Annotated in this window: 15 protein-coding genes; 7 read left to right on the forward strand and 8 right to left on the reverse strand. The window is 70.3% G+C overall.

From position 1 onward, the window contains the following. Window positions 1-39: 39 nt before the first annotated feature. Genes ACIRA5_RS07010 through ACIRA5_RS07025 form a run of 4 tightly spaced genes read left to right on the forward strand, consistent with a single transcriptional unit; the run spans window position 40 to window position 3,204 of the window. Window positions 40-1,017 (forward strand): metal ABC transporter substrate-binding protein, encoded by a 978-nt coding sequence (locus ACIRA5_RS07010; RefSeq protein ID WP_403688121.1) that lies wholly within the window; start codon window positions 40-42, stop codon window positions 1,015-1,017. Between the two features lie 28 nt (window positions 1,018-1,045). After that, entirely contained in the window at window positions 1,046-1,813 is a 768-nt protein-coding gene (locus ACIRA5_RS07015) for a metal ABC transporter ATP-binding protein (protein ID WP_403688123.1), read from the forward strand. A 16-nt stretch (window positions 1,814-1,829) separates the two neighbouring features. Continuing rightward, window positions 1,830-2,729, forward strand: a complete 900-nt coding sequence (locus ACIRA5_RS07020; RefSeq protein WP_403688125.1) for a metal ABC transporter permease — start codon at window positions 1,830-1,832, stop codon at window positions 2,727-2,729. A gap of 58 nt (window positions 2,730-2,787) precedes the next feature. After that, a complete protein-coding gene (locus ACIRA5_RS07025) occupies window positions 2,788-3,204 on the forward strand; it encodes a transcriptional repressor (protein WP_352046129.1) in 417 nt (138 codons plus the stop codon). 103 nt (window positions 3,205-3,307) lie between these two features. On the opposite strand, the gene ACIRA5_RS07030 is transcribed toward ACIRA5_RS07025, so the two are convergent. Further along, on the reverse strand, window positions 3,308-4,153 hold the full coding sequence (locus ACIRA5_RS07030) for an isoprenyl transferase (protein ID WP_403688128.1): 846 nt from the start codon (window positions 4,151-4,153) through the stop codon (window positions 3,308-3,310). A gap of 22 nt (window positions 4,154-4,175) precedes the next feature. Then, the gene (gene recO, locus ACIRA5_RS07035; protein ID WP_054235479.1) at window positions 4,176-4,922 is read right to left on the reverse strand and encodes a DNA repair protein RecO; all 747 of its coding nucleotides are present in this window, start codon (window positions 4,920-4,922) and stop codon (window positions 4,176-4,178) included. 112 nt (window positions 4,923-5,034) lie between these two features. Between recO and ACIRA5_RS07040 the strand changes: the two genes are divergently transcribed. Both ACIRA5_RS07040 and ACIRA5_RS07045 read left to right on the forward strand, forming a co-directional pair. Further along, window positions 5,035-5,304, forward strand: a complete 270-nt coding sequence (locus tag ACIRA5_RS07040; protein WP_403688131.1) for a CopG family transcriptional regulator — start codon at window positions 5,035-5,037, stop codon at window positions 5,302-5,304. A gap of 14 nt (window positions 5,305-5,318) precedes the next feature. Beyond that, window positions 5,319-5,705 (forward strand): twitching motility protein PilT, encoded by a 387-nt coding sequence (locus tag ACIRA5_RS07045; RefSeq protein WP_403688133.1) that lies wholly within the window; start codon window positions 5,319-5,321, stop codon window positions 5,703-5,705. Between the two features lie 18 nt (window positions 5,706-5,723). Here the strand turns inward: ACIRA5_RS07045 and ACIRA5_RS07050 are convergent, their stop codons facing one another. Together ACIRA5_RS07050 and ACIRA5_RS07055 are read right to left on the reverse strand one after the other, a co-directional pair. Beyond that, window positions 5,724-6,002, reverse strand: a complete 279-nt coding sequence (locus tag ACIRA5_RS07050) for a hypothetical protein (RefSeq protein WP_403688135.1) — start codon at window positions 6,000-6,002, stop codon at window positions 5,724-5,726. Beyond that, a complete protein-coding gene (locus tag ACIRA5_RS07055) occupies window positions 5,948-6,154 on the reverse strand; it encodes a hypothetical protein (RefSeq protein ID WP_403688137.1) in 207 nt (68 codons plus the stop codon). The genes ACIRA5_RS07050 and ACIRA5_RS07055 overlap by 55 nt, the downstream gene beginning before the upstream one ends. A 327-nt stretch (window positions 6,155-6,481) precedes the next feature. Between ACIRA5_RS07055 and ACIRA5_RS07060 the strand changes: the two genes are divergently transcribed. Continuing rightward, entirely contained in the window at window positions 6,482-8,734 is a 2,253-nt protein-coding gene (locus ACIRA5_RS07060) for a serine/threonine-protein kinase (RefSeq protein ID WP_403688139.1), read from the forward strand. 44 nt (window positions 8,735-8,778) lie between these two features. Here ACIRA5_RS07060 and ACIRA5_RS07065 read toward each other — a convergent pair whose 3' ends face one another. From ACIRA5_RS07065 to ACIRA5_RS07080, 4 genes are all read right to left on the reverse strand, one after another. Further along, window positions 8,779-9,717, reverse strand: coding sequence for a DUF6879 family protein (locus ACIRA5_RS07065; RefSeq protein WP_403688142.1), 939 nt, complete (start codon window positions 9,715-9,717; stop codon window positions 8,779-8,781). A gap of 123 nt (window positions 9,718-9,840) precedes the next feature. Then, complete coding sequence (locus tag ACIRA5_RS07070) at window positions 9,841-10,809, reverse strand: SCO2521 family protein (RefSeq protein ID WP_403688144.1); 969 nt, start codon at window positions 10,807-10,809, stop codon at window positions 9,841-9,843. Beyond that, window positions 10,809-11,774 carry an SCO2522 family protein gene (locus tag ACIRA5_RS07075; protein ID WP_403688145.1) on the reverse strand — a complete coding sequence of 322 codons (966 nt, stop codon included), beginning with the start codon at window positions 11,772-11,774 and terminating at the stop codon, window positions 10,809-10,811. Before ACIRA5_RS07075 ends, ACIRA5_RS07070 begins: the two co-directional genes overlap by 1 nt. Beyond that, window positions 11,771-12,688 (reverse strand): SCO2523 family variant P-loop protein, encoded by a 918-nt coding sequence (locus ACIRA5_RS07080; RefSeq protein WP_403688148.1) that lies wholly within the window; start codon window positions 12,686-12,688, stop codon window positions 11,771-11,773. The genes ACIRA5_RS07075 and ACIRA5_RS07080 overlap by 4 nt, the downstream gene beginning before the upstream one ends. Window positions 12,689-12,691 lie beyond the last annotated feature (3 nt).

The raw sequence follows: 12,691 nt of genomic DNA on the forward strand, positions 1-12,691 counted from the left end.
TGTTGACAATCGTTTCCAGGTTTGTTGAAAATGACTGTCATGAACGTACGACGGCGCCTCGCCGCTTCTCGCATCAGCACGGCCGGGTCCGCGGCCCTGGCCACCGCCGTCGGCCTCGGCGCCCTCACCGGCTGCTCGGCTTCCACGGCGGCCGACGGCAAGAGCGACGGGAAGCTCGACATCGTGGCGTCGTTCTACCCCCTGCAGTACCTCGCCGAGCAGATCGGCGGGACGCACGTGCACGTCACGACCCTGACCCAGCCCGGTCAGGAGCCGCACGACCTGGAGATCAGCGTCCGGCAGACCGTGCAGCTCGAGTCGGCGGACGCCGTCGTCTACCTCAGGAACCTGCAGCCGGCCGTCGACGACGCCGTGGCGCAGTCCGAGGTCAAGACCAAGATCGACGCCGCGTCGCTGACCACGCTGGAGAAGCACGGCACCGAGGTCGGCGGCCACGCGGCCTCGCACGACACCTCCAAGAGCGAGGAGTCCGGCGCCGCCGACCCGCACATCTGGCTCGACCCCGTGAAGTACCGCGAGGTCGCCGAAGGGGTCGCCAAGGCCCTCAAGAAGGCCGACCCGAAGCACGCCGCGGACTACGACAAGAACATGGCGGCGCTGCGGAAGAAGTTCGCCGGTCTCGACGCCCAGTACAAGACCGGGCTGGCGGACACCAGGACCAAGGTCTTCATCACCACGCACGCCGCCTTCGGCTACCTCGCCGAGCGCTACGGCCTCACCGAGGAGGCCATCAACGGCCTGGACCCGGAGTCGGAGCCCAGCGCGAACCGTGTGAAGGACCTTGAGAAGATGGCGAAGGCCGACGGCGTCTCGACGGTGTTCTACGAGACGCTCGTCAGCGACAAGACCGCCAAGACCATCGCCGGCGACGCGAACCTGAAGACGGACGTCCTCGACCCGATCGAGGGCATCACCGGCAAGTCCAGGGGCAGCGACTACTTCCAGGTCATGGAGTCGAACCTGAAGGCGCTGCGCACGGCGTTGGGCGCCAAGTGACACCCCGTCCCAGTTCCAGGAGGACAGCGTGAGCGAGCCCGTCATATCCCTGCGCGGCGTGACCGCCGAGCTGGGTTCGCGCCCCGTCCTGCGCGGCATCGACCTCAGCGTGCACCGCGGCGAGGTCGTCGCGCTGCTCGGCGCCAACGGCTCCGGCAAGTCGACGGCCATCCGCAGCGTCATCGGCCAGGTCCCGGTCAGCGGCGGCGCGATAGAGATCTTCGGCACCCCGCGGCGCCGCTTCCGCGACTGGAAGCGGGTGGGGTACGTGCCGCAGCGCACGACCGCCGCGGGCGGCGTGCCCGCCACGGTGACCGAGATCGTCGCCTCCGGCCGGCTCTCCCGCGCCCGCTTCGGCGTGCTGCGGAGGGCCGACCACGAGGCCGTACGGCACGCCCTGGAGCTCGTCGGCATGGCGGACCGCGCCAAGGACTCGGTGAACGCCCTGTCGGGCGGCCAGCACCAGCGCGTACTGATCGCCCGCGCCCTCGCCTGCGAACCCGAGCTGCTGATCATGGACGAGCCGATGGCGGGCGTCGACCTCGCGAGCCAGGAGGTGCTGGCCCGGACCCTGCGCGAGCAGGTCGCGGCGGGCACCACCGTCCTGCTCGTCCTGCACGAGCTGGGCCCCCTGGAGCCACTGATCGACCGCGCGGTCGTCCTGCGCGACGGCTGCGTCCTGCACGACGGCCCGCCCCCACGGGCGGTCGGCCAGCACGCCCTGCCCGGCCACGACCACGTACACCCGCACGCGGCTCACGACGCCGAACCGATCCGGACGGGACTGCTGAGCTGATGGGACCGTTGAGCTGATGGAATTCCTGAACTACGACTTCATGCGGCGGGCCCTGCTCGCCGCCGTCCTGGTGGGCATCACCGCGCCCGCCATCGGCATCTACCTCGTCCAGCGCCGCCAGGCCCTGCTGGGCGACGGCATCGGCCATGTCGCGATGACCGGGATCGGCCTCGGCTTCCTGCTCTCGACCAATCCCGTGTGGATGGCGACGGCCGTCTCGGCCCTCGGCGCCATCCTGATGGAGCTGATCCGCTGGTACGGCAAGACGCGCGGCGACATCGCCCTCGCCATGCTCTTCTACGGCGGCATGGCGGGCGGCGTGATGCTCACCAGCCTGGCGGGGGGTTCCACCGCCAACCTGACCTCGTACCTCTTCGGCTCGCTCTCCACGGTGAGCGAGTCCGACGTCACGGCGATCTGCTTCCTCGCCGCCTTCGTCGTCCTGGTCACGATCGGCCTGCGCCGACAGCTGTTCGCGGTCAGCCAGGACGAGGAGTTCGCGCGAGTGACGGGCCTGCCGGTGCGCGCCCTGAACCTGCTCACCGCCGTCACCGCCGCCGTCACCGTGACGGTCGCGATGCGGGTGGTCGGCCTGCTCCTGGTCAGCGCGCTGATGGTGGTCCCGGTGGCCGCCGCCCAGCAGCTCAGCCGCAGCTTCGCCGCCACCTTCGCGATCGCGGTGGCCATCGGCGTCAGCGTGACGATCGGCGGCACCGTGACGTCGTACTACCAGGACGTGCCGCCCGGTGCGACGATCGTGTTGCTGACCATCGGCGCGTTCATCGTGCTCACCGCACTGGCGACCCCGCTGGCCCGGCGCCGGGCCCGGGCCCTGGCGGCCGCGCAGGGGGCCGCAGACCCCGCGGAGTGCGCGATTCCGGCCACCCGTGGCCCGGAACGCAAGGTCGGCGTCTGACCACGCACAGTCCGGGCTGGCACAATGGCCGGGCAAGGGCAGACGTGAGGAGGCAACGGTGACAACCGCTGGATCGCCCGTTCGGGGCCGTTCCACCCGGCAGCGTGCCGCCGTGGCGGCGGCGCTCGACGAGGTGGACGAGTTCCGCAGTGCGCAGGAGCTCCACGACATGCTCAAGCACAAGGGTGACTCCGTCGGACTCACCACCGTGTACCGCACGCTGCAGTCCCTCGCCGACGCCGGCGAGGTCGACGTGCTGCGAACCTCCGACGGCGAGTCCGTCTACCGCCGCTGCTCCACCGGCGAGCACCACCACCACCTCGTCTGCCGCGTCTGTGGCAAGGCGGTCGAGGTCGAGGGCCCGGCCGTCGAGAAGTGGGCGGAGGCGATCGCGGTGGAGCACGGCTATGTGAACGTCGCGCACACGGTGGAGATCTTCGGCACCTGTGCGGAGTGCGCATCCGCCAAGGGGTAACGGGGGGCTGCTTTTTGGCTGCGGGTCGGTGGGGGCTGGGCGCGCAGTTCCTCGCGCCTCCGAGGGGCGCCTCCTGACGGAGCGCCCCCTCACACATCGGGCCCTATTCCTCGTGGCCCCGCATGCCCTGCTCCATCGCGAGCAGTTGCTCGTTCGGGACGGCGCCGCCGAAGCGGCGGTCGCGCTGGGCGAACTCGACGCACGCCCGCCACAGGTCGCGCCGGTCGAAGTCCGGCCACAGCACGTTCTGGAAGACCATCTCGGCGTAGGCGCTCTGCCAGAGCAGGTAGTTGGAGGTGCGCTGCTCGCCGCTCGGCCGCAGGAACAGGTCCACGTCGGGCATGTCCGGGTAGTAGAGGTACTTCGCGAAGGTCTTCTCGGTGACCTTCGACGGGTCGAGCCGGCCGGCCTTGATGTCCTGAGCCAAGGCCTGCGCGGCGTCGGTGATTTCGGCGCGACCGCCGTAGTTCATGCAGAAGTACAGCGTCAGCCGGTCGTTGTCCTTGGTCTGCTCCTGGGCGACCTGGAGCTCCTTGGCCACCGACTTCCACAGCTTGGGCATCCGGCCCACCCAGCGGACCCGGATGCCGAGTTCGTCGAGCTGGTCGCGGGTCTTGCGGATGAAGTCGCGGTTGAAGTTCATCAGGAAGCGCACCTCGTCGGGCGAGCGCTTCCAGTTCTCGGTGGAGAAGGCGTACAGCGAGATGGCGCCGACCCCCATCTCGATCGCGCCCTGCAGCACGTCGAGGACGCGCTCGGCGCCGACCTTGTGCCCCTCGGTACGCGGCAGCCCGCGCTCCTTCGCCCAGCGGCCGTTCCCGTCCATGACGATCGCCACGTGGTTCGGGATCAGCTCACCGGGGAGCTTGGGCGCGACAGCGCCGGAGGGGTGCGGTTCCGGCGTCTTGTACTCGCGGCGCTGGCGTCCCAGGATCCCGCGTACGACCATGTGCTTCTCGTCTCCCTCAGTCTTACTTTTCCACGTACCGGAGTGAGCGCAGCCCGCGCTCCAGATGCCAGTGCAGATAGGCCGACACCAGCCCGCTGCCCTCCCGGACATACCGCGGCTCGCACGCGTCCGCGGTCTCCCAGTCTCCCGTCAGCAGCGCGCCGAGCAGCTCGAGGGCCCCCGCCGAGGGTACGACGCTGCCGGGCACCCGGCAGTCCACACAGACGGAACCTCCCGCCGCGACCGAGAAGAACCGATTCGGTCCCGGCATCCCGCACTTCGCGCAGGCGCTGAAGCTGGGCGCGTAGCCGTTCACGGCGAGGGAGCGCAGCAGGAAGGCGTCGAGGACGAGGTGCGGTTCGTGCTCGCCCCGGGCGAGGGTGCGCAGCCCGCCGACGAGCAGCAGATACTGCTGCACGGCGGGCTCCCCCTCGTGATCGGTGAAGCGCTCGGCGGTTTCGAGCATGGCCGTACCGGCGGTGTAGCGCGCGTAGTCCGTCACGATCCCACCGCCGTACGGAGCGATCGTCTCGCTCTGCGTGCACAGCGGCAGGCCGCGCCCGATCAGCTCGCTCCCCCGCGCGAAGAACTGCACGTCCACGTGCGAGAAGGGTTCGAGCCGGGCCCCGAACTTCGACTTGGTCCGCCGTACACCACGGGCCACGGCCCGTACGCGGCCGTGACCGCGGGTGAGCAGCGTGATGATCCGGTCCGCCTCACCCAGCTTCTGGGTGCGCAGCACGATGCCGTCGTCGCGGAACAGACTCATGGGGCCATTCTCGCGTACGCGAGGACATGCACCGGCGGGTGCCGTACTTCTTGCAGGTGAATACGGCCGACTCGCCTGGCGGCCGACCACTCACGTCAGTAAGACTCTCGGTATGAGCCTGGAGCGAGTCACCATCACCATCCCGAGCGAGACGCTCGAGGCGGTCAAGTCGGCCGCCGAGCGCGAAGGCCTGAGCGTCTCCGCCTGGCTTTCGCGGGCCGCTGAACACGCGGCGAAGATCGAAGCCGGGCTGGCCGCGGCGGAGGAGGCCATGGCATACGTCGATGCGCCCACGCCGGACGAGCAGGCGTGGGTCGACGATTTCATGAACCGCGTCACTCAGCCCACACTCACGGCCGAGCAGTCGCAGGGTGCCGTGTGAACACGCTCAGGCCCGTGGTCTATGACGCCGGGGCACTGATCGCCGCGGAACGGAACCACTCCGCTTTCTGGCAAGCCCACCGCTCCTATCTCACCGCGGGCGGCCTGCCCCTGGCACCCGCACCGGTCGTGGCGCAGGCCTGGCGGGATGGCGCCCGCCAGGCCCAGCTGGCCCGGATCCTCAACGGCTGCGAGGTCCCCGTACTCGATCACGCACTCGCCAGGAGGGTGGGGGCGCTCTTGGGACAGGCCGCCACGTCGGACCCGGTCGACGGCACCGTCGCGGTGCTGGCGGCGGACCTCGGTGCCGTGATCGTCACGTCGGACCCCGGAGACATCCAGCACCTCCTGGACCGGCTCGGTCCTGCCGGCAAGCGTGCCGAGGTCGCTCCGTTGCGCTGACGTCCGCCGAACCACCGCTCACGGGACCTCACCGCGGCTGCGTGCGTTCGCATACGCCGTGGCCGCGCTGAGCCGCTCCGCCGCGGTGGCCCGTCGGACGGTGTCCGGCGCGCAGTCCCACTCCTTGCCCCCACCCGGCGGTCTCAGCTGTACGTACGGTCCCTCGTGTCCCATCACCATGCCCACCCTCCCTGTGTGCGTGTCGACGACGTACGAGCCGATCGGCGGCTTCGTCGGCGGCCTCACCGCGGCGCCGCCGCGAGCCGGGTCGCGACCTCGATGGAGCAGCCGCCCCATTCGACACGCGGACAAGGTGCCTCGCGCGCCGGACTCGCCGGGCCGATCCGGAGCGACGGCAACGTAATTCCGGCCCTCTTCAGTGCCGCCCGCAATTCCTTCACCGTTACCTCCGCCTCTTCGACGCAGAGCGCCGCGTGCTGTGCCTTCACCCTGTTCCCCTGACTTTCCGAGTTTCACTCTTCGCATCTCCAGGGTGACGCTCCGCATCTACACTCGGCGGGAGTCTGTCCATTGCAAGTTCGGCGCGCCGTAAGGGGTTTGGCCGACATCGGCCATCGGCCAGTTCGAACAGGCCATTCGGAAACCACCGTTGGATGCGGCGCGCGGATTACTTCTCCTTGGACCGGCGGCTCGTGTCCCCAGCGCTCCCCACACCTCAGGTCAGCCACCCTTGCCGATGTGCGAGTGACGCAGGCATTAGTCTGATGCCGCGGAACAGGCGTGCGACACAGGTGATTTGGGAAAGGTAACCGGCCATGCCGCTGAGCACCGGGGAATCGGAGTCCATCGGGTCGATAGGCGGCTACACGCTCGTCGACCGGCTCGGCAGCGGTGGCATGGGCGTCGTCTACCTGGCACGTTCCGCCTCGGGACGGCAGGTCGCGGTCAAGGTCGTACACGCGCAGTACGCGCAGGACGAGGAGTTCCGCGTCCGCTTCCGGCAGGAGATCTCGGCGGCCCGCCGGGTGAGCGGAGCGTTCACCGCTCCCGTGGTGGACGCCGATCCGGACGCCGAAGTGCCGTGGATGGCGACGCTGTACGTGCCGGGCCGGACGCTGTCCGAAATCGTGGCGGAGGAAGGTCCGTTGAGCGGGCACACGCTGCGCACACTGGCGTTGGGGCTCGTCGAGGCGCTGCGGGACATCCACCAGGCGGGTGTGGTGCACCGGGACCTGAAGCCGAGCAACGTCCTGCTGGCCGAGGACGGTCCGCGCGTCATCGACTTCGGTATCTCGCGCGCCGCCGACAACCAGGCCCTCACCGTGACGGGGCGGCTGATCGGCACCCCGCCCTTCATGTCCCCGGAACAGTTCGCCTCGCCCCGGGACGTCACCGCCGCCTCGGACGTGTTCTCGCTGGGCTCGCTGCTGGTGTACGCCGCCACCGGCAACCGCCCCTTCGACGGCGGCAGTCCCTACATGACGGGCTATCAGGTGGTGCACGAGCAGCCGGTCCTGGACGGCGTACCGGAGCCCCTCAGGAGCATCGCCGAGCGCTGTCTGGACAAGGACGCGACCGCCCGGCCCGACCTCACCGAGCTGCACCGGCTGTTCAGGGACCTGCCGGACGTGGCGACCACTCCGGTGACGACCACTCCGGCCGTGTCGGGCCTGCCGACCGTCGCGAGAGGCCGGAGGGCCGCCCGGAGGCGCAGTGACACGACGACCTCGACCGGCTCCGGGCGCCGCAGCCGCCGGGTGCGCCTCCTCGTCGCACTCGGCGCGGCCCTGGCCGTCACGGCGGTGTCCGCGTCGGTGTACTACCTGGTGGCGCGCCCCAAGAGCACCGAGGGCACGCCCGGCGGGCGGACCACCGCGTCCCGCGCCGCCACTTCTCCCGCCGCGGCGCTCCCCACCGGCTGGAAGTCCTGGCGCGCGAACCTCACCCAGGCCCCGGACAAGGCGTACGCGGACATCACCATCAGCGGCTCGGAATCCGGCTGCGTGTCCGGCGGCTCCTCCCTGTACTGCGCGGGAACCGGCTTCACGGTCGCCAAGCTCGACGCCGCCTCCGGCCGCGTCGAGTGGCGGGCCGGCCACACCCCGCAGACCACGCTGCCGCTCGGCGTCCGGAACGGGATCGTGTACACCTACGAGAAGCCGGGCCTGAACGTGCGCGAGACCTGGCGGCTGGTCGCCCTGGACGCCGGCACCGGAAAGCGGCTCTGGTACCGCCCGATCAACGAAGTCCGGCCCGCCGCCCTGTTCGACGGCGGCGCCCTGGCGAAGTCGGACGACGGGGACGACGGGACGGAGTTCGTCGCCTTCGACGCCCGGACGGGCAAGGACCTGTGGCGGGCCCCGGCGAAGTCGTCGGCGGGCAACTCCTGCACCCCGCTGGCCCTGGACGGCGTCCCCTACGGGCTGTGCACGCCGGAGAACACCGACACGGGCTCGACCGGCCTGGTGCGCCTCGACCCGGCCGACGGCACGGCGCACGACCTCGCCACGCTGCCCCGCGGGGTGGTACCGCTCGGCACCACGGGCGGGCAGCCGCTCTTCGCGGTGCCACGGAACGCGGCGGAGGACGAGTCCGTCGACGATGCGGACACACCGTACTCAGGCCTGCTGAGGGTGAACCCGACCAGCGGCGCCCTCGACCGGATCCCCCTGGCGGGCCCGCCGCGCGGCTCGGTCACCCTCCTCGACGGCGTCGTGTACTTCGTCCGGCCCGACGGGACCGTCACCGCGGTCAGGGCGACCGACGGCGCCCGGCTCTGGCAGCGTGAGACGCAGATCGAGAATCTGTCGAAGCCGGTGCTGTCGACGACGTACGACGACCTCTTCTTCGCCAACCGCTACGGCCGGCTGCTCGCGCTCGACCGCGCGACCGGCGCCGCGCGGTGGAACACGGACAAGCTGGACAACCCGGGGAACTCGCCGGAGACCACGGTCCCGAGCCTGCTGCTGGTGAAGGACGCGATCGTGGCCGTCGCGGGCGACACGGCCTTCTCCATACGCCCGGACCGCCCCAAGGCCACACCGAAGCCGGCCGCGGCCACCCACTGACGCGAAGCACGGCTCGACGTCACGTCACGTCGTGTCGCGTCGTGTCACGTATCGCTGAGGCCCACGTCCCAGAGCTCCCGGAACCGCTTGACCCGCTGCCTGAGATGATCCTCGCGGGCGTTGAGCGTGGTCTTGGCGTTCTCGTGCAACAGGTCCGGCTCGACTTCGTAGCAGAGTGTCTCGTCGAAGATGACGAAGTCGTTCGTCGTGCCGCGCCGGACGTTCAGCGGGAGTTCGGACAGGGCCACGACGCGCGTGTCGATGCCCATGTTCCGCTGGTCCTGGCAGAGTTGGAGCAGGGCCGGGTCGGCGCCTTCCGGCTTCTGCACGATGAACAGGCGCCGCACCTTCACACCCCGTTGTGCGATGGCCTCCGCCTGTGCCTGGAGGTAGCGGAGGGCGGGCTCGCTGTCCCAGTAGTTCCGCTCCACGAAGCTGCTGGTGGCGTCCATGGTCCCGGTGGTGCACTTGGTGAGGGCCATCAGCCAGTCGTGGTTCTCACCGGGGCAGTCGGCACTCATCGTGGTGAGGTTCTCCATGACCGACGCGAGGCGATCGATCTCCTCGCGGGCGAAGGCGCTCACGAGGCCGGGACCCAGGGAACTCACCCGCGTGGCGCTGCGGGCCAGTCTCGTCACCCCGTCCAGGCGGAGCGTGGAGTGGTCGAGGGTGTCGAAGAGTTCGGTCGCCTCGCTGATGTCCGTGAACCTCCGGTCGACCAGGGTCCGCATCTCGCGGTGGTGACCGGTCAGACGGTCGGCGACTTCCCGTGCGTACGCCTGCTGACCGGTCTCCACCGAGGCCAGCCGTCGTTCGAAGTCGACCATGTACTGGACGATGAGCGTCGCGCCGCCGATGACGATGGAAACCGCGAGTTGCCACAGCTTGTTCTGGTCCTGGTTGATCAGGTTGGTCGTCACATACGCGATGGTGGCCACGACCACGGTGACCAGTGTCTTCAGCAGAACCGGCGGTATGCGCAAGCCCTCCGCCGCCCCCGGAGCCGGTATCGGTGCCGGTGCCGGTGCCGGTGCCGGTGCCGGTGCCCCTGACGATCCGTCCATTCCTGCCTCTCCCCCCGCGGGATCGATCCTGGGATGTTCCGATCAGCGTGACGCCAGTGCCTCACGCAGCAACGGTATGGCCTGGAGGGCCAGTTGGTCCCGGATGCGCTGAACCAGGGTCTGCCACTGCCGGCTGAATCCGGGTTCTCGTTCGAGTACCTCCCAGAGCGGGCCCAGTGCAGGGTCCACGTGGGCCCTCGGCATCCACAGGTGCAGCAGATGGTCGACGGCCGGGCGCAGTGCCAGGACGGTGGCGGCCCCGCCGGTCGCTCCGAGCCGGCTGGTGTCCAGCATCCGTACGACCGTCGTCAAGAGCCAGTCGTGGAGGGCGAGGTCCTCGCACAGGCCCGCGACGGCGGACGCCTCCGCCGCCGCCGGGACGCGCAGTTCCACGGTGCGCAGTTCGTCCTCGGCGAGGGTGAAGCGTTCGATCGAGGCGCCTTCGCCGTCCCGGGTCCGCAGGGCCACCCAGCGCAGCCGGGTGGCGCGGGACTTGAAGGGGGCCTTCCGATCGAGGAGGGGATGTCTGCGCAGTTGCGCGAGCAGGCCCTCGGCGATCAGTCCGAGATGCAGCTCGCCCTTCTGGGGATCCCGCAGAATTCCCTGGGCCAAGGCCTTTTCGGGCAGCTTGCCGAACGGCTCCAGCACTCCGGGACGCACCAGGTAGTGGCCCCACGGCTGCCGTCGGTCCGGTCCCGTGGCCGGGGCCCGGAAGTACGCGGTGGCCTGGAGGACACGGCCTTCGGTGAGCGCGGCGCGGGCGACGACCGTACCGACCGCGCGCACCTTCGCCCCGCCTGCGGCCGGCAGTCGGCAGTCCACCCCGGTGAGCGTGTCCGGCGAGAGCGCGTACACCTGGGGCCGTTCGGAGACGAGGACGCGTTCGTCGGCGCGCAGCTGCAGGAAGTGGGCGGCGGCCCGGGTGTCCAGCGGCTGGAAGGACGGCAGCAGACAGGTGCGCACTTCGCCGCAGGCGAGCACCGCGTGGGTCGTGTCCATGGGGCTTCGCATCACAGGCCCGTGTAGAAGACGTACGCGACACGGTCCGCGACGGCGTCCGGCACGGGCGTGCCCTCGCGGACGGCGCGTTCGGTGACCTGCCGCAGCGCTCCGGAGTCCACGTCGGTCTGGTCGAGGATGACGCGCACCGCGTGTTCGACGGGCACGAACCGGTTGGGGAGCACGGAACAGGTGCGGTAGGCGCTGAAGGGTGCCGCGGAGGTGGTGAGCTGAAGCAGCGGCGGGAGTTCGTCCCAGTCGCGCGGGAAGTCGCCGGAGCTCCAGGGGCGCGGTGCGAGGACGGGCTCGCCCTCGTTGCGCAGGAGGCCGAGGCGGGCCAGTTGCCAGACCGCGGCGAGGAAGGGGCAGGACCAGGTGCGGTGTCCCTCCTTGTCGTCGTCCCACAGTTCGATGTCCAGGAAGACGGAGTGGCGGCGTGCCGCGGTCTCGTGGGGCGGCCGCCAGGCGGTGGCCGTCGTCATCGCCCGCGTGGTGCCGGCGGACGGGGTGCGTTCGCCGTTGGCGAGCCAGCCGGTCACGCCGACGGGCGGACGCAGGCCGTAGGTGCCGGGCGGGGGTGATTCGACCAGGCGGTGGGAGACGGACTCGGCGAGGGGCACCTTGTCCGCGACGGCGCAGCCGGATTCCCTGGCCAGGTAGTCGATGACCAGCCCGGCCCGCTCGGCCTCGGCGAGCAGCAGCGGGACGAGGTCGGCGGGCGAGGAGAAGCGGGTGAAGTAGTCGTCGATCAGGAAGCAGGTGCTGATGCGGGGCCGCTTGCCCGCGGCCCGGACGGTGGCCTCCGCGCGGGCCGCGTCCGCCCAGGGCCGTACCCGTGCGAAGTGCCGGCGCAGTCGGTCGGGGCCCTCCTCGAAGTCCTCCATGTACAAGTGGCCCAGTTCCAGGGAGAGATGGGAGAGCGGTACGGATCGGGTGCTGGGCTCCGCGGTGGTCTCCCGGAAGACGGCTTCTGTCACGGCTGCCCCCAGTACATGTCGTCGGTCAGCCTTCGGGCGAGGTTCTCCAGCGCCTCCAGGGTCTGCTTGTTGGCGATCTGGGTGGAGAGGACGTCCTCTTCGGTGATGAGCTGCTCGCGCCACTGCAGGACGGGTTCGAGGGGGACGCTTCCGAGTACCCGGCTGTCACCGATGCCGTGTTCCGAGGCCAGCACGCGCAGTTCCTCTTCGCACTTGTGCATCCAGGCGATCTGCGCGGGTGACACATGGGACCACAGCGGGGATTCGGGGTCGGGTACGGCCGCGCGGACGAAGCGGATGGCGTCCCGGAGTACGCGCTTGTCGTGTCCCCTGGCCTCTCCGGCTTCCAGGATGCCGTGTTTCTCGAACACCAGCCCGTGCACGGCGATCACGTGCTGCCGGGTCCAGCGGTGGAAGACCAGCCAGCGGGTCTCGACGCCGCGCATCTCCGGCTGTGCGGTCACCTCCAGCGCCATCTCCACCGCGTAGCTGCGGCCGGCGCTCAGGTCCACGATGATCAGGTCGAACTCTCCGTTCAGACGGAGCATCAGGTCCGCGCAACGGCGGAGGGTCCCCTGGTTCGTGGCGAACTCGCCGCCGCTGGGGTCGCCGGGCAGCAGGACGAGTCGGCCCGCGCCGTTGGGCTTGTTCCGCAGGACGGGGTGCTCGGTGAGCTTCCAGATGTCGAAGCGGGCCGGCTCGCCGATCGTGCCCTCCAGGTAGGAGTGCAGGCCGCTGCCCTCGGTACCGCGCGGGGATGTCGGTATGTCGAAGACGGCCACGGCGGTGGGTGAGCCGAAGTCGAAGTCCACGTAGCACACGTCGTCCCCGGCGAGCGCACGCTGATAGGCGAGATTCGCGCTGGTGACGGAGCGGCCCGTGCCTCCCTTGTCGGAGGCGGCGAAGACGAACACGGT

This window comes from Streptomyces sp. NPDC096311, from assembly GCF_044763085.1.
Classification (GTDB): Bacteria; Actinomycetota; Actinomycetes; order Streptomycetales; family Streptomycetaceae; genus Streptomyces.